At 51.2% G+C, this 21068-nt stretch carries 23 protein-coding genes; 5 read left to right on the top strand and 18 right to left on the bottom strand.

All coding sequences use genetic code 11. The features are described 5' to 3' along the window. The first annotated feature begins 689 nt into the window (after positions 1 to 689). A complete protein-coding gene (locus tag LKK83_RS09820) occupies positions 690 to 3494 on the top strand; it encodes a Calx-beta domain-containing protein (RefSeq protein ID WP_324630908.1) in 2805 nt (934 codons plus the stop codon). A 93-nt stretch (positions 3495 to 3587) separates the two neighbouring features. Here LKK83_RS09820 and LKK83_RS09815 read toward each other — a convergent pair whose 3' ends face one another. From LKK83_RS09815 to LKK83_RS09800, 4 genes are all read right to left on the bottom strand, one after another. Beyond that, entirely contained in the window at positions 3588 to 4010 is a 423-nt protein-coding gene (locus LKK83_RS09815) for a DUF309 domain-containing protein (RefSeq protein WP_324630907.1), read from the bottom strand. Between the two features lie 166 nt (positions 4011 to 4176). Then, positions 4177 to 4536, bottom strand: a complete 360-nt coding sequence (locus LKK83_RS09810) for a ferredoxin thioredoxin reductase catalytic beta subunit (protein WP_324630906.1) — start codon at positions 4534 to 4536, stop codon at positions 4177 to 4179. A gap of 48 nt (positions 4537 to 4584) precedes the next feature. Further along, the gene (fghA, locus tag LKK83_RS09805) at positions 4585 to 5427 is read right to left on the bottom strand and encodes an S-formylglutathione hydrolase (RefSeq protein WP_324630905.1); all 843 of its coding nucleotides are present in this window, start codon (positions 5425 to 5427) and stop codon (positions 4585 to 4587) included. A 245-nt stretch (positions 5428 to 5672) separates the two neighbouring features. Beyond that, entirely contained in the window at positions 5673 to 6782 is a 1110-nt protein-coding gene (locus LKK83_RS09800; protein ID WP_324630904.1) for an S-(hydroxymethyl)glutathione dehydrogenase/class III alcohol dehydrogenase, read from the bottom strand. Positions 6783 to 6958: 176 nt separating this feature from the next. On the opposite strand from LKK83_RS09800, the gene LKK83_RS09795 reads away from it, so the two are divergent. From LKK83_RS09795 to LKK83_RS09785, 3 genes are all read left to right on the top strand, one after another. Continuing rightward, positions 6959 to 7201, top strand: a complete 243-nt coding sequence (locus LKK83_RS09795; protein WP_324630903.1) for a hypothetical protein — start codon at positions 6959 to 6961, stop codon at positions 7199 to 7201. Continuing rightward, positions 7161 to 7409: a hypothetical protein gene (locus LKK83_RS09790; RefSeq protein WP_324630902.1), complete on the top strand. Its 249-nt coding sequence runs from the start codon at positions 7161 to 7163 to the stop codon at positions 7407 to 7409. Before LKK83_RS09795 ends, LKK83_RS09790 begins: the two co-directional genes overlap by 41 nt. A gap of 106 nt (positions 7410 to 7515) precedes the next feature. After that, on the top strand, positions 7516 to 7722 hold the full coding sequence (locus LKK83_RS09785; RefSeq protein ID WP_324630913.1) for a CRISPR-associated endonuclease Cas1: 207 nt from the start codon (positions 7516 to 7518) through the stop codon (positions 7720 to 7722). Between the two features lie 890 nt (positions 7723 to 8612). On the opposite strand, the gene LKK83_RS09780 is transcribed toward LKK83_RS09785, so the two are convergent. The 13 genes from LKK83_RS09780 to LKK83_RS09720 form a co-directional block, all read right to left on the bottom strand. Beyond that, positions 8613 to 9131: a hypothetical protein gene (locus LKK83_RS09780; RefSeq protein ID WP_324630901.1), complete on the bottom strand. Its 519-nt coding sequence runs from the start codon at positions 9129 to 9131 to the stop codon at positions 8613 to 8615. Then, positions 9122 to 9307 carry a hypothetical protein gene (locus LKK83_RS09775; protein WP_324630900.1) on the bottom strand — a complete coding sequence of 62 codons (186 nt, stop codon included), beginning with the start codon at positions 9305 to 9307 and terminating at the stop codon, positions 9122 to 9124. Before LKK83_RS09775 ends, LKK83_RS09780 begins: the two co-directional genes overlap by 10 nt. 348 nt (positions 9308 to 9655) lie before the next feature. Then, a complete protein-coding gene (locus LKK83_RS09770; RefSeq protein WP_324630899.1) occupies positions 9656 to 10039 on the bottom strand; it encodes a hypothetical protein in 384 nt (127 codons plus the stop codon). Positions 10040 to 10041: 2 nt separating this feature from the next. Beyond that, on the bottom strand, positions 10042 to 10308 hold the full coding sequence (locus LKK83_RS09765; protein WP_324630898.1) for an RAMP superfamily CRISPR-associated protein: 267 nt from the start codon (positions 10306 to 10308) through the stop codon (positions 10042 to 10044). Positions 10309 to 10318: 10 nt separating this feature from the next. Further along, entirely contained in the window at positions 10319 to 10924 is a 606-nt protein-coding gene (locus tag LKK83_RS09760; RefSeq protein WP_324630897.1) for an RAMP superfamily CRISPR-associated protein, read from the bottom strand. After that, positions 10924 to 11412 carry a hypothetical protein gene (locus tag LKK83_RS09755; protein ID WP_324630896.1) on the bottom strand — a complete coding sequence of 163 codons (489 nt, stop codon included), beginning with the start codon at positions 11410 to 11412 and terminating at the stop codon, positions 10924 to 10926. Before LKK83_RS09755 ends, LKK83_RS09760 begins: the two co-directional genes overlap by 1 nt. After that, a complete protein-coding gene (locus LKK83_RS09750; RefSeq protein ID WP_324630895.1) occupies positions 11391 to 11936 on the bottom strand; it encodes a hypothetical protein in 546 nt (181 codons plus the stop codon). Before LKK83_RS09750 ends, LKK83_RS09755 begins: the two co-directional genes overlap by 22 nt. A gap of 24 nt (positions 11937 to 11960) precedes the next feature. Next, a complete protein-coding gene (locus LKK83_RS09745) occupies positions 11961 to 12281 on the bottom strand; it encodes a hypothetical protein (RefSeq protein WP_324630894.1) in 321 nt (106 codons plus the stop codon). Between the two features lie 18 nt (positions 12282 to 12299). Further along, complete coding sequence (locus LKK83_RS09740) at positions 12300 to 13109, bottom strand: Cas10/Cmr2 second palm domain-containing protein (protein WP_324630893.1); 810 nt, start codon at positions 13107 to 13109, stop codon at positions 12300 to 12302. 41 nt (positions 13110 to 13150) lie between these two features. Beyond that, a complete protein-coding gene (locus tag LKK83_RS09735) occupies positions 13151 to 13606 on the bottom strand; it encodes a type III-B CRISPR-associated protein Cas10/Cmr2 (RefSeq protein ID WP_324630891.1) in 456 nt (151 codons plus the stop codon). 217 nt (positions 13607 to 13823) lie between these two features. Further along, on the bottom strand, positions 13824 to 15017 hold the full coding sequence (locus LKK83_RS09730; RefSeq protein WP_324630890.1) for a DUF58 domain-containing protein: 1194 nt from the start codon (positions 15015 to 15017) through the stop codon (positions 13824 to 13826). 955 nt (positions 15018 to 15972) lie between these two features. Next, positions 15973 to 18981: a beta-phosphoglucomutase gene (pgmB, locus tag LKK83_RS09725; protein WP_324630889.1), complete on the bottom strand. Its 3009-nt coding sequence runs from the start codon at positions 18979 to 18981 to the stop codon at positions 15973 to 15975. Further along, positions 18968 to 19129 carry a hypothetical protein gene (locus LKK83_RS09720; RefSeq protein WP_324630888.1) on the bottom strand — a complete coding sequence of 54 codons (162 nt, stop codon included), beginning with the start codon at positions 19127 to 19129 and terminating at the stop codon, positions 18968 to 18970. Before LKK83_RS09720 ends, pgmB begins: the two co-directional genes overlap by 14 nt. Before the next feature lie 287 nt (positions 19130 to 19416). Between LKK83_RS09720 and LKK83_RS09715 the strand changes: the two genes are divergently transcribed. After that, positions 19417 to 19869, top strand: a complete 453-nt coding sequence (locus LKK83_RS09715; RefSeq protein ID WP_324630887.1) for a hypothetical protein — start codon at positions 19417 to 19419, stop codon at positions 19867 to 19869. Positions 19870 to 20294: 425 nt separating this feature from the next. On the opposite strand, the gene LKK83_RS09710 is transcribed toward LKK83_RS09715, so the two are convergent. Next, positions 20295 to 20996 carry a hypothetical protein gene (locus LKK83_RS09710; RefSeq protein WP_324630885.1) on the bottom strand — a complete coding sequence of 234 codons (702 nt, stop codon included), beginning with the start codon at positions 20994 to 20996 and terminating at the stop codon, positions 20295 to 20297. Between the last annotated feature and the right edge of the window lie 72 nt (positions 20997 to 21068).

The following is a 21068-nucleotide window of genomic DNA, read 5'->3' as shown; positions in this document are numbered from 1 at the left end:
GCCAATTCTACCCATCTATTATCCGGAGCAGTGGCGGGGAAAACTGCCCTCGGCAATGCTCTGTCGGTTCTGACGGCTGCTGTAGCGCAGAAGTTTCGGTTCCCCGGAAGGGCGATCGCTTTACCCGATTTTTCCTGCCCTGGCATCCTCCTCTCGGATCCCCCGGTTGCAGGATGGGGGCGGGGCGCTGGATCCTGCCTCCTCGGGGAAGGGGCGATCGCTACCTCTGGTTTTCCGGCGTCCCTGCACCGATGCTGCACTCCGCACCACCCCCCAAGGTGAGATTCCCTCCGGAGGTCAAGGGTCAAATTGAGTATCTCTTGATGAAAGTTTATCCGGATTGCCAGGTATGAGGCGAGAATAACTAAAGATATTTCTCTCACCGATAGAGTTTCCTCTGTCGGTCGCTTCATTATACCAATTTGGTCGATCTTGTTACCTGTTTTTATCTAAATTCAGTAATCCTGCGGATGGCAGTGGGGAGAAACTTAAGGTGTGATAGGGAATAGAGTATCCAAGAAGCGATTAAAATCGCGCCGAGGCAAAGGCAAAGCGCGAAGGGGCGACAGCGCTATAGTCCGCATGACAAGGACTAATTTGTTTGGCAACGATCGATCGGGACATTATATCACCAGGGTGCGTCGAGGTAAGTCAAGCAACATCCAAATTCGACGTAGAGAGAATTAACCATGAGTTTTTCTAACTTGAGTGGGGTAACTGCTTTCGTCAGTGAGAGCGACTATTTAGCCCTCTATCCTGACGTGCAAAGTGCGGTGAGTGCGGGGAATTTCAGCTCGGGATTTCAACATTTCCAACTGTTCGGACAGCGGGAAGGAAGACAGCCGATTTCCGGATATGATGCGGCGTATTATCTGACGCAAAATGCGGAAAGTTTTGTGGCAACTGACGCCCAAGCGGAATATATTTTGGCCTTAGAAGGCAATGACAATCTTCTGGGATTGGGGGGGAATGATTTTCTGAATGGAAATCAGGGGGACGATGAGGTGAATGGCAATCAAGGGGAGGATACGGTACGTGGCGGACAGGGAAACGATCGCTTGCATGGGGGGCGCGATCGCGATCGGTTGTTTGGTGACTTGGGGAACGATACCCTGTATGGCGACTTGGGGGCAGATACCCTCACTGGGGGCGAGGGAAGCGATATCTTTGCGATCGCGAGGCGCGATGACGCCACCGGATTTCAATCCACTGGGGGCGCAACTGTGGCGCAGGCGGATTGGATTCTGGATTTCGAACGGGGGAGCGATCGCATCGAGTTGATGGGTGGACTCACGTTTGACGAGTTAAACATCTTTGACGGCACGGACGACTATAGCGGACAGACGATAATTCAAGATAGGGGTACGGGGGACTATTTAGCCATTGTGGCGGATACGAGTGCCAGTGCCATTTCTCGCACGGAGTTTCTTCCCTTCTCTCCCACTTCTTCCGAGGCGGAAACGCCCACCACTTTGCCGCCGTTACCCCCGCTCGATGTGCCGCCCATCTCCCCTACCACACCCGCAACTCCCACAACTCCTACCACGCCGACGACCAGCAGCACGTTAGCTTTTGATGCGGCTAGCTATACGGTGAATGAAGGAGACGGCACGGCATCGATCGCGGTGACGCGCAGTGGCGACACCAGTAGTGCGGTGAGTGCGAGTGTAATTCCCAGCGACAATACGGCGACGGCGGGAGCGGATTATACGGCGGATGCGATCGCGGTGAATTTTGCCGCCGGCGAAACCACTCAAACCGTCAGCTTACCGATTGTAGAGGATAGTGACGTAGAAGGCAACGAAACGGTGAATTTAAGTTTGAGCGTTCTCAGCAGTGGGGCAAGCTTGGGCAGCCAGAATACGGCCACCGCGACCATTGTGGATAATGATGCGATCGCTGGTGCGCCGGGGACGTTAGCCTTTAGTGCGCCGACCTTTACCGTGAAAGAAGATGGCACGGCGATTTCCGCCGTCACCGTCACGCGCACGGGGGGGAGCAATGGCGCAGTGAGTGCCGATGTTACCTTTAACGATAACACGGCTATCGCTCCCAGCGACTATACGAATGCGGCAATTTCCGTGAATTTTGCCGATGGAGAAACCACGGCGCAGACGGTATCGGTGCCGATCGCTAACGATACCGCTAGCGAAACTCTCGAAACCGTGGATTTAACCCTCACTAACGTCATGGGCGGGGCGAGTTTGGGAAGCCAGACGGCTGCTGCTTTAGAGATTGTAGACGATGACGCTCCCAACGATTTGCCGCTCGCGTATGCTAGCTACTTAGGCGGTGCGGGGGATGATGCAGCCAGTGCGGCGGCGATTTCCCCGGTGGATAACGCGATCGTGGTGGCGGGGAATATCGCAGGTGCGGCGCAGTTGTTGCGTTTCTCGGAAGGCGGGGAAACTCTGCTTTCTCGCACGAATTTAGGCACGGATGTTAAGGATATGGATATCGATCGCGACAGTGGTGAAGTCGCGGTGGTGGGGGATTTTGGGATGAAGCTGTTCGCCAGTGACGGGGCCACGGAACTGCGATCGCAACCGGGACTGTTCGATCGGGTGGCGATCGCTAATGATGGCACAATTGCCACTTTAACCGAAAGCACCGATACAGTCACATTGTGGAATTCCAGCGGCACTCAACTGGCGACATCCACGTTAAGCGGCACGGATATTCGCCCTGGGGATATCGCGATTCATCCCACCAGCAATCAGGTGTATGTTACGGGTTACGCTCAAGTGAGTGACGAACTGCAAACGCCTTTCGTGCGCGGATTAGATAGTAGTTTAACCGAAGTGTGGGATGCCTGGGATTATAGTGCGGCCCAGGTGACGGGGGAAAGTTTAGGAGCCGATTCGCGCGGGGAACGACTGGCGATCGCTTCTGATGGTAGTTTGTATTTCCTCGGCAAAACCGATGGCGGCAATAATGTCTATACCCGCGATGGGGATGATATTGCGATCGCTCTAGGTAGCCGACTGATTCAGGAGGATAATTATAATAACCTGTCTGGTGCGGGTAGCGGTTCCTTTACCTTCTTTGCGAAACTGGATAGCACTACTGGGGCGATCGAGCGGGGTCAATTTATCGCCACTCGGCTCAGTTCCGGTGCTGCCAATAGTTTCACCCCCAATTCCATTGCGGTGGATGACGGGGGACGGGTGTATATCGGCGGTTCCTCTGCTGCAACCCTGAAAAATCGCGACGCACAAACGATTAATGGGGCATCGGTGGGCAATTATACTAAAGGAGAAATGGCGGTTTTGGGCGTTTCTGCCGATTTTACCACCCGCAATTTCTGGACTCCTCTCACCGCCTCGGGCGATACTGATGGAGCAAAAGGTACGGTGAATGGCTTTGCAGTGGGCAATAATCGCGCGGCTATTTTTGGGACGGTGAGTTCTCCCAATGTGGCGACTACTTCTGATGCGATGAATTCCAGTCCGTTAGGCGGAACGGATGCTTATTTGGCCACTTGGGTGGTATAATATAGGCGATTGAAATCGCGCCTGGGTAGCCTACGGGGAGTATTTGTTGCTCCTCGGGGCGATATACAAAATGTATTTTACATGTTACGTAGCTCAATTTTGCTTTACCAAGATGGGCAATTGCAAGCTGTGGGTATTGGCAGTAGGATTGGCGGTTTCTGCTGCAAATAACTGCTGGGCGAATATGTCGATATTCTCCGGGCCGGATTGTTGCAGGGCGCTCAAAATTTCTGCATTTTCTTCGATGAATTGGGTGACATTGATGTTATAATAAGAGGGCTGGTAGTGGCGCAGGCGATTTATCCCTTCGCCCAGTAAAATGGCTGCCCCACGCCAATTGCGATCGCGCAGATGATAGAGAGCCACTGAAATTTGCAGCACGCCTTGATAGAATTTTTTTTCCGGTTCGGCAGCTTCCATCCACAATGCTTCTAAGGTATCGTGACAGGCATAGAATTCTTGTTGGTTAAATTGGGCGACGCCTTGCCAAAATTCTCGGGGAATGGGTTCAGACATGGAACGGTAGAACCAATCAAAGTTACGTCAAAAAAGGGATAAGATGCTTGATTTTTCTAGGAGGTAGAACCTCGGAGAGGGCGTTCCCAGGCAAAACCTGGGAACGAGTTAATTACCTCAAAATGGGTCAAAATTGCGGCTGTAAACTCCATAAAACTGGGAAAATTTACATGCTGCTTCGCGCGGATTCAAGTTCGCTCATAGGGATTTCTTGTTGCTCCCCGGCGAAATCGTTATCCGGTGTTAAAAATAGCATGCAGTGGCATTCTTTGCGTTCGCGCATGGGAATGCAGGGGCAATTCCAGTAGGTGGCTTTTACTTCCGCTTCTTTGTCTTCGTAATGACGACAGGGACACAAAGGCGCACCCAAGGTATCTTTGTGTTTTGCCAATCCTTCAATCACGACTGCAGTGACGGATAAATCAGCACAAAAATAGGTGCCGGTGCGCTTGGCGTATTGTTCGGCGAATTTTTTCATCGCCGCTAAATTTTTGTCTGTGGATAGGGTTTCTGGGTTCGCTGTCATGGAATCATTCTCCCCAAAGTCGCTTACAGTTGCATTGTACCGCATTTTTTACCCTAGGGCTGCAGCATGGTGGCGGATATGTGCTTCGATGAAGGTGGAGATAAAATAGTAACTGTGGTCGTAACCTGCTTGCATCCGCAGGTTCAGGGGTTGTCCCACTTCCACACAGGCGCGCTGGAAGACCTCGGGAAGCAGTTGTCCTTGGGTTAGAAAGGTATCGGCGGTTCCTTGATCGATGAGAATGATTCCGGGAAATTGATGGGTGCGAATCAGTTCGCTGGCGTCGTAGTTGCGCCAGGCGTGGCGATCGCTTCCCAGATAGTTGGAAAACGCTTTTTTGCCCCAAGGACACTGCATCGGGGCGGCGATCGGGGCAAATGCAGAAACGGAACGGTATTTTTGCGGATTTTTCAAGGCACAAATCAGCGCCCCATGTCCCCCCATTGAATGACCGCAAATTCCTTGTTTGTTCGCTTCTACGGGAAAATTATCAGCAATCAGAGCGGGCAATTCTTCTACCACATAACTTCCCATGCGATAGTGTTGGTTCCAGGGGGATTGAGTCGCATCGAGATAAAATCCCGCTCCGGTTCCCAAATCCCAATCTTTGTTTTCTTCGGGAATGCCAGTATTGCGGGGACTGGTATCGGGAACCACCAGCATGATTCCCGCTTCGGCGGCATATTTCTGCGCCCCTGCTTTCACCATAAAGTTTTCTTCGCTGCAGGTTAAACCAGAGAGAAAATACAGAATGGGAACGGGTTTCTCTCTCACCTGCGGGGGCAGAAATACGGAAAATTTCATTTCGCTTTGGCAGGATTCCGAGGGATGGCTGTAGTACGCTACTTCTCCGCCAAAACAGGTGGATTGACTGAGTTTTTTTAGGCTCATTTGAGTGGGTTGTCTTGAGAAGGACAATTGGCTTTTTTGCTTGGGTTTGAGGCAAAGCCTCGGGGGCGTTCCCAGCCGATGCTGGAAGGAGATTGCGGGGGAACGTTTAAAAGGTTAATACGCTACAAATCGATTTTGAACTCGTTCCCCCCTGAACTCGTTTCCAGGCTCCAGCCTGGGAACGTCCCGCCCGAGGCTCCGCCTCCCCCCCCCAATAAATGTGCATGCTTATTTTGCACCCTTAATTAAAAGGTTAATACGCTACGAATCGATTTACCTTCGTGCATTAAATCGAAGGCTTTGTTAATGTCTTCAATCGGCATTACTTCGGTGATAAAATCATCGAGGATTATTTTTCCTTCCATGTACCAGTCTACAATTTTCGGCACATCGGTGCGTCCTTTTGCGCCGCCGAAAGCACTGCCTTTCCAATTGCGTCCGGTAACCAGTTGGAAGGGGCGGGTGGAGATTTCTTCTCCCGCACCGGCGACGCCAATAATCACGGAAGTCCCCCATCCTTTATGACAGCATTCTAAAGCTTGGCGCATTAGGTTGATATTGCCGATGCATTCAAAGGAAAAATCTGCCCCGCCGTCGGTGAGGTTGACGAGATAGGGAACTAATTCGCCTTCGATTTCTTTGGGGTTGACAAAATGGGTCATGCCCAGTTTTTCGCCCCTCGCTTTTTTGTCGGGATTGATGTCTACGCCGATTATTTTATTCGCCCCTGCCATTCGGGCACCTTGAATCACATTTAAACCCACGCCACCGAGTCCGAATACTACTACATTATCGCCGACTTGGACTTTGGCGGTGTTGATGACGGCACCGATACCGGTGGTGACGCCACATCCGATTAGGCATACTTTATCAAAGGGGGCGTCGTCGCGAATTTTGGCCAGGGCAATTTCGGGCAATACGGTATAATTGGCAAAGGTGGAAGTGCCCATGTAGTGATACAGTTTGGTGCCGCCGACGGAAAAGCGACTGGTGCCATCGGGCATGACGCCGCGCCCTTGGGTGTCGCGGATGGCTTGACAGAGGTTGGTTTTTCCGGATAAGCAGAATTTGCACTGGCGACATTCGGGGACGTAAAGGGGTATGACGCGATCGCCCACTTTTAGGCTCTTGACATCCGGTCCGACTTCTGCTACCACCCCCGCTCCCTCATGGCCTAAAATGGTGGGAAATCGCCCTTCCGGATCCGCGCCGGATAGGGTATAGGCATCGGTATGACAAACGCTGGTGGCTTTGATTTCTACCAGCACTTCTCCCGCTTTGGGAGGCTCGATGTCCACCATTTCGATGGTGAGCGGTTGTTTGGGCGCGTGGGCCACTGCGGCTTTGACTTTCATTTCGGTTCTCTTTTATCGAATTTTCTCATGGGGAAAGTGTTTTTAGCATACGAAAGGGTGGTGTTTTGGTCAAGTTCCCGGGCCGCTGCGTCACCCCGGTTGGCTATTGCTGGGAGTATCGCATTATTCTTCGATAACCTGCGCTGGGCGCTGTTGCTGACCCAAATGGAGCAGTTGTGCCTCGGGTTTGGCGGGAATTACTCCTCGGGCAACTGACCGCCGGAATTGTGATTCGCGGACCGTACCGAAATTTCGGCCAAGGAGGGTTGCAAGGGGCGTTTCTGTCTGGGGTCTTGGCGAATTTGTATCTCACTAAAGTTGACCGTCGCTGTTTGGCGGCGGGACTGCATCTGGTGCGCTACGGCGATGATTTTGCCATTGCCACCCCTGGAGGCAGACCCAGCAGGGGTTCGATGTGAGGCATCGTTTAAACTCACCCCTTTTCGCGGCGATCGGTTCGTGCGAGAAAAAGTATATGTGCTGCCACCGATGCAACTGCGTTATTCCGGGGGCTTTTCTCCTTCTGGCGTGCCTTCTCGCCGTCTTACCCGGGGGTCTAGTCTCAATCCCCCTTCCTTTCCCGTTGCTCATCCAGAACATTTGTGGAACGATTTGATGACGAGGTGATATATTACCAATCGAGGGTCGTATTTAAAAGTGAAAAAATCAGCAGTTTCAGGGGTTATACACTTGCGAAGTGCGAGTAAAAGTTTCCGCTAATCGGGTGAGTCATATGGTGGTCTTTGACTGCTGCAATGCTGAAGCGATCGTGGCGGCAAAATTGCACAATTCTCGGGCATTGTTATTGAAGCTGAATCGGCGGCGTCATACCGATGAAGCTTTAATTGCGATCGCACTGTTGGCCGACTGCATGGATAAGTTATCTTTGGCCGAATCGATGGATGCGCGCGGGTATGAAGGAAAAGCCGCTGCTGCATGATATCATCTCCCGGTTGCAACTCCTCTTGTTTTGGATTTCCTTGTAAATAGGAGTTAACATCAGCTTTGCTAACGCCTCGCCGGTTGTGCATCAGTTGATTGCGCTTGTCTTGTTCGCGATCGCGTTTGTAAATCCCCATCCAATCCATCAATTTCCAAAGAGAAAACCCCTGCAATTGGTCAAAATTCCACAACCATTTTATCAATTGCTCATTGTTTGGAGCAAAATAGCGGGACTGAATATTGGCCAAAGTCCAGGATTTTTGGCGACCCAGATAATTTGACCAGTTGCGGTCATTCGTTGATGGCTCAACAAACCGGATTAAATCCGATAACTCTCGGTCTGCATCAATAAAGGTAGAAAAATCAGAAACCTGCACCCCCGGCTGTTTTTGCTGCATAATTTTCTGCAAGTCTGTGCGCGATCGCAGACACAATCCGCGATTGTCCCAAACCAGCAATTCTCCCAGAGAAAGCTGAATCAAATGCCCTTTATAATTGAGGATATCCAGCTTTTTCGGCAATTGAGAAACCAAATGCAAAATAGCTGCTTTCAGAAAGGTTTCGTGGGCTGCAGCCAAAATGGCAATAGCCAGGGCGTAGCTTTCATTTTTTAACAAAATCTCGATAATGTCAAGGGCATCGCGAATTCGCTGCGCCACTTCTGGGGGGTTAAATTCGCGATAACTATCGGTAGTTTTCGGGTTAGCTTTCATATTAAACTGATTGACCAGGAGTTGCAATTCTTCGATAATTTTCCCGTCAATTTCGGGCAATTGGCGGAGCATTTCTAATGCAGCCCCAGGTTGACCGATGAGGATTAACCGCTGCGCTTTTTGCAGTTGCAATCCGCACCAGTAGCGAGAACTTTCGATGAGGGTGGGAGTGGATTTAATCTCGTAGTCTTTGCCATAAAATCGATTGCTGACCAAAAACTGGGTCAAACTGACTGAGAGTGAGGAATTGCACGGCGGAAGAAATAGCCGGCGTGCTAGCTTGGTGACTGACGTAGGCGAGTTGATTTGGGGGAGGGTTTTGCTTGCTCTGTGCTTCTTTCAATACTGCATCCACCTGTTTGACCATTTCCTCCCAATTATCTATTCCCACCGGGTATTCCTCATTCGGATTGGGGGAAACAGAAATGGTATGAAATTCCGGTTTTGTGGGAAAATGCTGCTGAAAATAGCGCTGCAAAATGGGTTGCAAGGTGATGGTATCTTGCCAAAAGGGACAGTCTGACTCTTCTTGTTGGTCGTCGTTAAAAATCTGGGTTTGGTCGGTGAGCAAGATGATAATGCGAGTGGGGGTGGCTAATCCGTTTTCAAAGACTTGGCGGAAGGTATCGAGCAAGGGAAAAGCCAAGTCTTGCCAATAGTTATCGAGTACCTCGGAATGATAGACTAATCCCAAAGCTCTGGCGGGAACCGGATAGAGATTGGTGGTTTCATCTTCTTGCGGGGGGGTCTCAAATTTTCGCAGAGTTTTAAGGGGGAATTTTCCGCTACCTGTTCGTACAAATCAATCCAATTGTGGTCTGTGGTTAGTTGGACGTCGCTATCGCCAATGGTGAGAATCCAAGTTGCCATAATTTTGATTACCTCTGATTACCAAATGCGAGTAAAGTCGCTGTCTTGGGCGAGAAATTGCAAAAAGCGAGTGGAGGCGGGTGGCGGGCAGGGTGGCTGGTTTCGGCGGACGGGCGAAGGGATTGGGTTTAGTTGAAGGTGGGGGTTGTAGGGGTTGAAAGGGGGATTTGGGATAGAGTTGCGTCCATTCATTTTTCCACTGATAAGCGGGATGGTTTTCGTCAGCTTGATTGCGCTGTAGTTGGCAGCTTATGGCAATTTTTTATTGAAACATTAAGGGAATTTCTTTATGGTTCATTGGGGGGGTTTCTTTGCCTTCAGGTCGTCTTTTTTCTTGTAACGTTGGGTCTACCAAACCAGGCGATCGCACAGTTGAATGAGGACGGCGAGGGTATATTGGCGATCGTCTCGGGGAAATTGCTCTTCGTCCCAGAATTTTTCTGCCATTTCTCGCACTTGTTGGGTATTGTTGGGGTCTACGCGATCGTTGGGCACCGCGATGCCGGCTTTGTCCATAATCCGGACTAATTCTCCCCAAGTATCCCGCCAATATTCTCCCGCATCCCGGGTGTCAGCTTTGCCTAACAATCGCAAATGTTCGCCCCAAAATCGCTCCAATCCAAAGGCGGCGGTTTGTCGCATTTTATGGGATTCATTCAGCACTTGTTTATCGCGATAGTCCAGTACCAATTTTTGGGCGATTCTATCCAGGTTGTAATCATATAATGCCATTGTTATAGCCCCTTAATCGTCAGATAGCAGTGACCGAATCCCACGGATTCCAAACCGCCAAGGTATATATACCCTTCGGTGTCATTATCCAGGGGTTTCCAGTCTAATTTGTCCTCGCTGGTTTCGCTGTCTTTGATGCCAAAGGGGAAGACCAGCAGGGTTCCTTCGGGTAAAGCTTCTACGTTAAAAAAGGCGCGATCGTCTACCACTTTTTGCTCTTTTTTCAGCGCCACTCGACTTTGGCGATAGAGGGCCATATCGTGAATCATTCCTATGTCTTTATCCTCCACCACCAGGGCGGGCAGGTTGTTGGTGTCGCCGTCGCTTCACAGGGTATCTAGGGGGAACCAGGGGGATAAGTCTTCTTGGGGTTTCTTTACGGTGACAAACCCAAAGTTGAAGAAGAACACTTCTTGGCCATCGGCTTTTTTTTGCGCTTTTTTTGGTGGTTAATTCTCGTCCTTTCAGTGCTTTAGAACTGGTGTAAGGTTTGGGAATATTGTTGGGATTGTTTTGCTGCAAATTGCCGACAATTCGCTGATAGCGGCGCAGCAATCGCGGACAAGAAACCCAGACAATCGGTTGTCCGGGACAAAAGACGGGCAACCACAAGAGAGACGCTTGTTCGATTTTAATCCGCGACTCGAATTGAATGTCGCGATCGCGCTGTGCGGGCCGCCCATACCAGTCTTCTGCTCGAGTTTCTTCGCCGGACAAATACAGTTGCGATCGCAATCGACCGCGAATCGAACTTCCGGGAATAATCCCGGTTTGAGTAAATTGGTCGCGGAAAATTAGGTTCAAATTTCCGGTTTCTTCTCCGGCGGTTGCCCCTACATGCAAGGGGGCGAGGGTTTCAATAATCCCGTAACCTTTGCGATACATTATGCCACTCCTTTGCTGTTACGCTCTTCTAATCCGGGAACGGCGATCGGCAAGCACAAACCGCCGCCCACATGCTTGAACAATCCATTTTGCGGAAACCATGTTTTCGGCCATTCCCACCAACATTTGTTTAGGGGTTTTTCTAATACATAAACGCTGCCGGCGGGTACTGCATAGCGCCCCCGTCCCAATTGTCCTCCCGCACTGTAGCGATAGGGAATCGGTTTGTCAGTGAGCATTTGCAGGGTGTGGGGAAAATCCTCGCAATGGGCGCGATCGGGAGAACGATAGGAAAATCGATTCGACCCCCACACGCCGGGCACAATTAAGGCAAATGTTCGCTCTATTGGCTGTTCTAACAGGTTTCGCATTTTGCCTTTCAATTCCCCACATTCGATTTCTACTAAATGACTCTCGCCCCCAAACCGATACCATCCCGATTCCAGGGGATAGGTGGACAGATAAACTAACTCAAATTCGGGATGCATTTGCACGGTATTTTCCAAAAATAAGCCGCTTTCTTGCAGGACGCTGCGTTCGTTTTTTTCATCTGCGGATGCAAACAGGGCGCGAAAGTCCAGGGCGGTTTGCCACTTTCTCTATTCTTGAAAATGGCGGTTATATCATCCCAATTGGTAATCGATTGCCAGGTATAGTCCGGGTCGAGTTCGGGGGTTTGCTGATGCCAAATGAGTTCGCCATTTTCCCACTGTATTTCCCATCTATCCCTACTTTTTTCGCCAATGACAATTGTCCAAGGAATGGGAACCATAATTTTATTGGGTGTCCCTTGTTCTGCCCAAAATAGACCAGTAACGTACAACTGTTCTTTCAGTTCTTGTTTGACCGTGGGATTGCGATAATGAGCGCTAAAAAATAGGCCGGCTAATGTGGCGGCATCGGGGGGAAATTTGGCCCCGGAACGCCCCACTAGGTTTTCTGGGGACAAAAAGCCGCCGGTACTCCCATACATTGCCCCTAACGGGCGAATTTTTATCTGGTATTCAAACATGGATTCGGTCTCCTAGGGAAGGGGTTAGGACAGCAGGTGCCAACCGATTTGGATTAAATTATCGATCCAGTGAATCAGTTCGCAATTTCTTTGGCGATCGCTTTGGGCAGCGGAAAAAATTTGCTGGCGATTCTGCTTCAGGGTTTCTTTCCAACCGGGAAAGTAAATCTCGAAAAATTGCAATGCTCCCGTGCAAAAATCCAGAATCGTATTGTCATCGAAAGAGTCTAAGTCATTGGCACTCAATCCAACGGCATGACGGGATTTGAGTTGCGCTAGGTCGCGATACACGTGACTCCAATTCGACTCGCCATCTAGGTCTTGATAGGCGTTTAATATCTGCAAATAGTCCCAGGGAGTCGTTTATTCCACGAACTGCCCGTTGTTGAAAACCACTCGAATGGTAATGCGATCGCGTCCTCGTTTTTTAAACCGGTCTTGGGTTTCCCGACAATGTTGCAATCCATCTCGTTGCGGAACGCTACCGCCTACCCAGACCACTCCCAAACTCAGAGTTGCATTTTCTTTAATTAACGGATATAATTGTTGCTGTAATCCCTTCCAAATTGCATGCAATTCTTTCAATTGCTCTAGGACTTGCTGGCCGGAAATTTGTTCGGGTTCTCCTCGATAAAGAATGCCGAAAAAGTCATCGCCGCCAGCATAAATCATCCGCCCCAAGTCGCGGGGAATTAACTCGTATAAGTCGGTTCCCCACTGGCGCAGGAGTCGGCTAAATTCGCGAATTCCTGCATCCCCACCCAGTTCTAGGGATTTTTGCAGCAAATCGCCCATTTTATCTCCATCTCCCATAAACCACCCGGACCAGTAGGAGGTTCCTGCATCGCTTTTGCGATTGATATCTTTAAACCGTTCCGGAGGCGCAATTCCAATGGGCCGACCAAATTGAGCGTGAGTCACTAACCGCTTGACTAATTCGAGAATGCTCAATCGTTCGTTTTCTGCAATAAATTTCCCTTCGATTTCCGGGTTTTCGCTGTCGGTTTGTCCCGGAGATTGCGGTCCGTCGAATATCTGGGCGAGGATGTGGTAAAACCGCTCGATTTCCTCGGTTTCCTGTGGGGGAAATCCATGTTTTGGGTTAATATCTGGCGCTTCTAATCGCGGATAGGCGATCGCATCAGCGCCGCTGAGACTCGAACTATTCCCCATTCAATTCATCGCTGTCCATCGCCGAGACAGTTTGCGGTTTTCTAACTGTAGTTTGGCTTTTTCTGGCGTTTCTCCTTGTCCCCAAAACACCTTCCAGGTGTGCTTTTTCCATTTCTCCCATTCGGGTTTCCAGGTATAAGCGAATTTCCCGCGATCGCCCCCTCCCGGGCAATTTTTTCTTCCAGTCTGCGGCGACATTGTTCTAATACCTTCCCCCAAGCATCCAGCAACGCATGGCGGGCCGTTTCTTCGGGAAAATCGCCGCGCAGCAAAATCCGATTGGGCATTCCTTTGGCAATTTTGGGCAATCCTGGGGAAATCACTTCTACCCCTTTCTCTTGCGCCGCTTGGATAATTGCTCGACTCAGATAAGATAATATCAAAGATGCCCCGTATAGGTCGCGCAATTTGCGGGATTTTTCGATAAATCCTTGGATCGGAGCAAAAGTGACCAACACATATTGACGGTTGTCTGAACGGGACTCCTCACGATTCATGGGCGTTCCCCCCGTGCGAATACTTGTTTTATGTTACTTCATCCCTTACTCTCTTTTGCCAAACTACAGATTTTTTTAAACATTTTATGGGGGCGATCGCCTTTTCACCGTCAGATGCTTTGGGATCCCCCCAACCCCCCTTAAAAAGGGGGGCTATAAATAAATCCCGCAGTCGCACTTATAGTTTTGCGCGATCGCGCCTCTTCCGGGGTAGCACTTAGGGCAAGGCGGACTGTAACTGTAGCTGCAGGGGTTTATCCGGGAGGATTTCGATGCCGGGAAAATTGGTGTTGGCTAGGATTGTGCCCGTTTCCGCTTGCGATCGCGGCCACAAGACGTAGCGACTGCCCCGGGGTAAGCGATCGAGATTGTGAGGATTTTGGGTGAGCCAAATTAACGGTAAAAAGGGCGGTTCTCCCGCGATCGCATCTTCTCCCGCATCGGTGGCGGCCAAGGCTTCTAGCACTTGGTGATTGCCATGTATCAAGCCGCTGCCTGCAGTCCATAGTCGCACGTTGAGCTGGGCGCGATCGGCATAAAAGAACAAGGAGGCAGCGGCGATCGCGGCTTGTTCGAACTGCTCTAAATCCCAACTGCTGGTGCTATCGAGAGCGACGATTAACTCCTGTCCCCCGGTGGCGGTTTCCAATTCTCGCACTCGCAGTTCCCCATAGCGGGCGCTGGTGCGCCAGTGAATCAACCGGGTGGGGTCGCCAATCCGGTAGGGTCTCACGGTGCGGGTAATCCCTTCAGTGGCCATGTTAAACCGCCGATCGCTGTGGACGAGAAAGCTATCTTCCGCCCCCATGCGATCGACTAGGGGACAGGTAGTGAGAGGTAGAACCTCGGGATAGACAATTGCCGTGGCGGGGGCATGGCGCGATCGGCGACACCAAAATAACCCCAACGGCGTCCCGCTTCTCACTTGCACTTCGTGCCAACGATAAATTCCGCGCCGCTGCATGGGTAGAGAATACACCCACCGATACGTATTGTTCTCCGGGATTTCTTCGATCGCCGCTTGGATGGGTTTTCCCCACACAAAGGGAATCATATCCCGCACTTGCAACAAGGTTTTCTTGTGCTTAGACCGATTTTCTACTTCGATTTCTACGGTTAAATTCTCCCCCGCACTCACCGGTTCGAGGGGTCGCCGATGCAGGGTCAATTCCTGCAGCGATCGCCAGGGCAAAATCGCCGCAAAACCTAAAATGGCGCAACTGACGCCGCTAATCACATACAACCAACCCGCCATTGTGTTGGTTGCAGCGCCAAAGAAAAATAAGGTTAATCCTCCCAGCAACCATCCGGCGTAGGCGGGATTCACCCAGTGGGTTTCTAACCAATAGGCTAGCCGTTTTTTCAGAGAATTTTTTTCGATTCGAGAAGCCATTCGTTGTCCCAAAGTCATGGAAAATGCACCACTAAAATAGCCGATATGCTTCTTCCGTTATAGCAGGGAAAGGGGAACGGAGAGCGGAACCCTCGGTTTAACCCTCGCTTCGCCGATTCTCATCTGCTATTCCACATCCAATTTCTGCTAGTTCATTGGGATGTTCTCGGGGTGGCGCTTTACCGACAAAAAAAAACTGGGTTAGAGATTCTCTAACCCAGACCGAGGGTGAACAATGAACGCTGGTATTACTTCCGGTTTATCCCTTTGCTGTTCGGGAGTGTTTTCACCGGTCTGTTACGTCTTTCTTCTTTATCCTATCACAGACAACGCAAACTTGACCGGGATTCTTATCACGAAGCGTTCATTCGGAAGTAATAGAAAACTTTTTTCCCCTTTCCGAGATGAAGCGCACTGGAGGCACTGTCTTTTTTATGCCGCTAGGGGGTAGGGGAGGAACCCTGATTGGGGGAGAATTTTGGAGAAAATTCGACCTTTTTCATGTTTTTGTTGCACCCTAATGGTATATTTGAGGTTGGAGCTGAGCCTTTGGGTTCGCCATTCCCCTCTGTGGGGGTTTCGGAATTGAACTTCCGAATCGCGAATCCGCTGGGCGGGAGATTGGGCGCGGCTTGCAACCGCTTGGCTGCCCTTTCCTTTCGCTCCGTTGGATTCATCATAGCTCAGTGCTTTCACTGATGTCAAGGGGGTAAAGAAAAATTTTTTTTGCCAGATTTTTTTGCCCCTCTCCGGGCGCTGTAAATCCGCATTGCGATTGACTTTCAGCAGATTGGCTTTCGGGTCGCCTCCCCCGAACTGCTGTTAAGCTTTACCGTATTTTTACTTATTTGTCTCCTGTTTGTCACAAAACTTTACATTTGGCGAAGAACCACAAGAGGGTCAGGAGAGCTGTGTCTCCTGACCTGGGTGGGTAAAAACCCCGAGCAGCGGATGGCTTAGTTGACGCCGGCGGCTAAACGGTTACCGACGGAAGGGTCGGAGGATTGAGGTTGCGGGGGCGATGGGGGGTGGGATGCGATCGCTCCACCCTTGTCAGTTGTCCGCGCAGATCGGCCCAGGAGACGCCGGACAAACTGGGCAAGTTGAGATGAGACTGTTGGAACCGTTCCGGCGGTCCGAGGGCGACGGCCCACATGTCGGCAGCGATCGCCGCTTGGATCCCGGAGTCGGCATCTTCAAACACCACCAATTGCGACGGATCGATTCCCAACTGTTCGGCGGCGTGCAAGAACAGGTCCGGGGCGGGTTTGGAGCGCACCACGCTGTAGCCATCGGCGATCGCATCCACTTGCGAGGCGATGCCCAACCGTTCGACCACACTGCGCGCATTTTGACTCGCCGAGGCGATCGCGATTTTTATCCCGGCATTTCGCAACTCCTCGAGAAACTCGGCGGTTCCGGGTAACAAATCCTCCGGGGAAATATGGGCGATGGACTCCACATAATACTGATTCTTGCGATCCATCATCTCCTGCATTTGCGCCTCGGACACCTGGCGATCGCCGAGTAACTTCACCAGAGAATCCGATCGCGAGAGTCCCCGCATGGATTCATTTGCGGCGCGATCGAACGCAATCCCCGCTTCATCGGCGAGACACTTCCACGCCTGATAGTGATATTCCGCCGTATCGGTCAGCACGCCATCCAAGTCAAACAGAACCCCGCGAATTGTCGGCATCACCCGAGGCAAGTGTTGCGACATCATAGGATTAAGCGTGAGCAACTCCGAGTTCACCCCCTTGGGCGTGATATTGAACCGATACCAGTCCTCGCCGTAGCGCACTTTAAACATCAGGCGCGTCCATCCCGGGGGCAGATGCGGATATACTCCCGGACCGTACTCGCCAAAGCGCAAACCGCCAAATCCGAACACCACCGCTTGCCAAGTCGCCCCGGTGGAGGCGGCGTGAATTCCTTCCCCGGCGTTGCCTCGCACGTCTTCGAGATCCACCAATGCGGCGCGCATCAAGTGTTCGTAGGCTTCTTCCGGACGAGCGAGATGGCAGGCGAGGATGGCGTGAATAGCCGGACTGAGGGACGATCCGTAGGTATGATCCGTGCGCGGATTGTAGTAATCCCAGTTTTTCTCCAGGGTTTCGCGATCGAAGCGATCGCCGAGCAGATAAAGCAGCATCAGCACATCCGCTTGTTTGAGAACCTGTCGCCGCGAAGCCCCTTCGATACCTAGTAGAGCTTGCATGGATTGTTGGCGCGGTTCGTAGTCGGCCAAATCGATAGATTCCAGTTGGAAAAAGCGATCGGCTTGTTCGATCAGTTTGGTTTCCGGATCGAACGGTACCCAGATGCGTGCCGCGATATCGGCCCATTTTGCCAGTCGCGCTTCGCTGAGGTCCAGGCGCGTTCCCAGTTCGCTAGCAATCTCGGGATGGGCGGTTTGCAAGCGCTCCCACAGAGAAAGTGCGGTTTCTAAATGCCACTGTACCAGATAATTGGTGAAGGCATTGTTATCCACATGGTCGTGATACTCGTCCGGCCCGATGGTGTCGCGGATTTCATAGCAGGCGCGATCGCGATTCCATTCTACCCGAGTGCCCCAAAATTTAGCCGTATCCAGCATCAGTTCCGCACCGTAGCGCAACATCCACTGCTCGTCCCCGGTGGCTTTCCAGTATTGCCACACTGCATAGGCGATATCGCTGGTAATGTGGAGTTCGATGTCCCCACACCAAATTCGCACTAGTTCTTTCCCTTCCGCGTCGGGCACCCAGCGCGGGGTCACTTCATCCCCGGTATCGGCACTTTCCCAGGCAAACATCGCCCCTTCGTAACCGCTTTCTGCCGCTTTGCGTCGCGCCCCGGGCAACGTATAATAGCGGTAAGTGAGAACGTTGCGGGCGATATCCGGTTGGCTGTATGACAGGAACGGCAAAATAAAAATTTCCGTGTCCCAAAAGATATGACCGCGATAGGCAAACCCGGACAGGGCCTTGGCGGGAATGCTCACCCTGTCATCGTGGCGCGGTGAGGCTTGCAGCAATTGAAACAGGTTATAGCGAATCGCCAGTTGCGCTTTGGGGTCGCCTTCGATGATGATATCGCAATCTTGCCACAGTTTCTCCCATTGGGCAACCTGCCCTTGGCGCAGGGTTTCGTAATCGTCTAAGTTTGCCAGTTTGTTCAAGGCGGCGCGATCGGGATTGGCAGCTTCCCGGGTGGTGTACAGGGTCACATATTTGCTCGCGGTGACGGTTTCCCCGCGACGCGCCTCCACGCTGGTGGTCAGGGTGGGATATCCCGGAATGCTCATCGCCACTACGGGCCGTTTTTCCCCATTGCCCTGTTTGACCACCAGTTGGGTGGCCATCCCCAGTTCGATGTTGCTGTGGATGGTGGTCAGATGCAACCACACGGCGTCGAATTTTGACGGCAATAAGGGTAAGGCTACCGAATCGATATAGTTTTGCTTCTCGAGATGGGCTAATCCCTGGTCGAGCAATTTCCAGTGCTTGACGCCGTGGTTGTCGGGATAGCCGTTGATGCCGGCTTGAATCTCGATGGTGTCCTCGAAGTCGAGGGGAGTGAGGAAGACTCGGATGGCTCCTACATGGGCTTGTGCAAGGCTGGTAAAGCGCTCGAAGTGCAAATCGAGGGTTTTACCCTGGGGAGTGCGCCAGCGAATCTGGCGACGGAGAATCCCGTGCCGCATGTCGAGTTCTCGTCGGTAGTGGAGAATTTCGCCGCGATCGAGGCTGAAGTATTCTCCTCCAATGGAAATGGCGATCGCTAGCCAATCGGGACAGTTCGCCAGTTCGGTGAAGGCAATCGGTATCTTGTCGTAAACGCCGTTAATCCAGGTGCCATTTTGACCGCCCGGATATCCTTCTTCAAAGGTGCCTCGCGTCCCCAAGTAACCGTTTCCGAGGGTAAAAACGGTTTCCTGGTGGGCGGTGCGGTTGGGGTCTAATTCGGTTTCGGTAATTGTCCAGTCAGTTGAGTACATCACACTCGAGTGTTTGTTTCCCTATGGTATTGAGCGAGGATAAAATAAGCAGGTTTGCCGCTACTGATGCGCGGCGGTGAAGGTTGGCCTCAGATTCACCATCTGTGCCGCTGTTTTTCTGGTGCTGAAAACCTTCTTTTTCTAGCATCCCTCTTCTGCGGGCGGTAGTACCGAAAAGGATGAAAAACTATGGAAAACGATAAGAAATTACATAAAGTTAACAAATGTAAAAAATGTGGGTAAATGTGGATATTTCTCCTCTCTTTCCCCTAACTCGCGATCGTCTCCCGCTGTAGGATAACAAGGGGTTTGTTTGGCGTGACTATTTCTCTCGTTTCACTGTTTCGGTCTGGCTTTGAGCCTTCCGGATATCGGCCAAAATTTCTGCCAATCCCTTCGGGTGCTTGATTTTCCTCCCATTGTCCTGAATTTACAATGAACCGACTCGAACTGAATTTCGCCTGGGCGCTCTACAGTGCCGATCGCCTCGCCAAAACCTCCGGCGATCGCTTCTTCCCGTGGGTTGGTAAACCCAGTCTGTGCGATCGCCCATATTTGGTCTCGATTTCGGGCTTTTTACAGGTTTTTTCGCCCAAAAAGCGATCGCTTTTTTCTCCTCAACCCGGACAATTTCTCCCCACCCGCCAGGGTCTTTCTGGCAGCTTTTTATCGCCGCTTTTTCACTGGCGTTTCGGTCAGGGATTACGGAAATTTTCCCCTCGCTTTTCGGGGAATTTTTGCCCCCAATCGATTGGTCTGCGGTCTTGCATTGCGATATCGGAGACGCTTTCTCTCGCATTCCCTTTTCTTCGGTTGCCAGACCGGTTCATTTCACCCTCGGTCTGGAGTCGGCTTTCCGGCTGCTTTCTAGCAGGCGCGGGGGAATAAATCTCCCTCGCTTGCGGTTCGGTTTGCTTACTGTTATTCTACCCCCAACTTTTCTGCCGCTAACATGGCGATCGCATTTTTTTTATCTTTCCCCTCCCCTCCCTTTGCCACCAGCGTTCCGGGGAACAATTCTCCGGCTTCCTGGTTTTTTCACTGGAACGATTTGGGGAATAGGTTTCGCCCAATTTTGCAGCGTTGGGCATGATATTATAGCAAATTTACCGTCAAAAAACATCCGTAAAAACCCAGAGAACCCTCGGGCGGAACTCACCACCAAATGCGATCGCATCTTGACGCAGAAAAGGGGTTTTGACCTGTTTCTAGGGCGCTTTCACGCCCCTCCCGCTGGCAGATAAAATATTGACATGCAAAGGAAACCCCCTGCATGTCAATTTCAAAAATATTTAGATTTGTATTGGGTTGCGTTACACCTTTTGCCGATCCTCGAGTTCGCACAGTCGCCGTTGTTGGAAGTTAAATTCTACTTGTTCCGGAGTTAAAACGTCATAGTCAATCGTTTCACGCATATCCCATTGCAGTTCGGCTAATAATAACAAGGCAATTCCGACAATCGTCCCCGTAATCAAAAATTGCCAGGTGGGAAAGAATGGCAAAATAATAATGCCGAGTAAATGAAAGATGCCGGCGAGGATAAAGCTGCGCGATCGCATTCCCAATCCAGTGCCAATGTAGCCTAAAGCGGTTAATCCCAACCACAGAGGACACAGGCGCATCAAAATTTGTCCCCACCCCAAAAAAATACTTAAATCCGTTAAAACCGCTCCCCCTATCATCAATATCGCCCACCAGTACACCAACCAGCGCAGTTTTTCTACCCTTACCCAAAACCAGGTTAAACCAGCCATGCATGCCGTGCCCAATGCAGTGAGTGCTGTCCAACAAATCGCTTGAATTGTCCAACTGATGGGGAAAAATTGTGCTGTGGCGAAAATAACTGTCGTTACCCCTGCCCAAATCAGGAAAATTTGGTCAATCCGCGTGTAAAACCGATGCAGTAATTGTCGATTGCCGATTTTCCAGTTCAATGTCCAGAGTCCTTCGAGATCCTGCACGGGTAGATGTTCCTGCTTCCAGCGCACAATGGGTTCGTTCGGGAAGAAAGTCATGATAACCTCCGATACGTTTGGAAACCCCCGTGCTTTAGCCGGGGGAGGAAAAACGAACGTGCGGCTTTAGCC

The organism is Phormidium sp. CCY1219 (assembly GCF_035615515.1).
In the GTDB taxonomy this organism is placed as follows: domain Bacteria; phylum Cyanobacteriota; class Cyanobacteriia; order Cyanobacteriales; family Laspinemataceae; genus CCY1219.
The sequence above is the reverse complement of the archived record's forward strand: the minus strand, read 5'-3'. Positions and strand labels throughout refer to the sequence as shown.

Bases quoted from the DNA above. Each gene is read 5' to 3' on its own strand.
- LKK83_RS09820 (WP_324630908.1), top strand. From the start codon at position 690: ATGAGTTTTTCTAACTTGAGTGGGGTAACTGCTTTCGTCAGTGAGAGC.
- LKK83_RS09815 (WP_324630907.1), bottom strand. From the start codon at position 4,010: ATGTCTGAACCCATTCCCCGAGAATTTTGGCAAGGCGTCGCCCAATTT.
- LKK83_RS09810 (WP_324630906.1), bottom strand. From the start codon at position 4,536: ATGACAGCGAACCCAGAAACCCTATCCACAGACAAAAATTTAGCGGCG.
- fghA (WP_324630905.1), bottom strand. From the start codon at position 5,427: ATGAGCCTAAAAAAACTCAGTCAATCCACCTGTTTTGGCGGAGAAGTA.
- LKK83_RS09800 (WP_324630904.1), bottom strand. From the start codon at position 6,782: ATGAAAGTCAAAGCCGCAGTGGCCCACGCGCCCAAACAACCGCTCACC.
- LKK83_RS09785 (WP_324630913.1), top strand. From the start codon at position 7,516: ATGGTGGTCTTTGACTGCTGCAATGCTGAAGCGATCGTGGCGGCAAAA.
- LKK83_RS09775 (WP_324630900.1), bottom strand. From the start codon at position 9,307: ATGGCAACTTGGATTCTCACCATTGGCGATAGCGACGTCCAACTAACC.
- LKK83_RS09770 (WP_324630899.1), bottom strand. From the start codon at position 10,039: ATGGCATTATATGATTACAACCTGGATAGAATCGCCCAAAAATTGGTA.
- LKK83_RS09765 (WP_324630898.1), bottom strand. From the start codon at position 10,308: ATGATTCACGATATGGCCCTCTATCGCCAAAGTCGAGTGGCGCTGAAA.
- LKK83_RS09760 (WP_324630897.1), bottom strand. From the start codon at position 10,924: ATGTATCGCAAAGGTTACGGGATTATTGAAACCCTCGCCCCCTTGCAT.
- LKK83_RS09755 (WP_324630896.1), bottom strand. From the start codon at position 11,412: ATGCATCCCGAATTTGAGTTAGTTTATCTGTCCACCTATCCCCTGGAA.
- LKK83_RS09750 (WP_324630895.1), bottom strand. From the start codon at position 11,936: ATGTTTGAATACCAGATAAAAATTCGCCCGTTAGGGGCAATGTATGGG.
- LKK83_RS09740 (WP_324630893.1), bottom strand. From the start codon at position 13,109: ATGGGGAATAGTTCGAGTCTCAGCGGCGCTGATGCGATCGCCTATCCG.
- LKK83_RS09735 (WP_324630891.1), bottom strand. From the start codon at position 13,606: ATGAATCGTGAGGAGTCCCGTTCAGACAACCGTCAATATGTGTTGGTC.
- LKK83_RS09730 (WP_324630890.1), bottom strand. From the start codon at position 15,017: ATGACTTTGGGACAACGAATGGCTTCTCGAATCGAAAAAAATTCTCTG.
- pgmB (WP_324630889.1), bottom strand. From the start codon at position 18,981: ATGTACTCAACTGACTGGACAATTACCGAAACCGAATTAGACCCCAAC.
- LKK83_RS09720 (WP_324630888.1), bottom strand. From the start codon at position 19,129: ATGCTAGAAAAAGAAGGTTTTCAGCACCAGAAAAACAGCGGCACAGAT.
- LKK83_RS09715 (WP_324630887.1), top strand. From the start codon at position 19,417: ATGAACCGACTCGAACTGAATTTCGCCTGGGCGCTCTACAGTGCCGAT.
- LKK83_RS09710 (WP_324630885.1), bottom strand. From the start codon at position 20,996: ATGACTTTCTTCCCGAACGAACCCATTGTGCGCTGGAAGCAGGAACAT.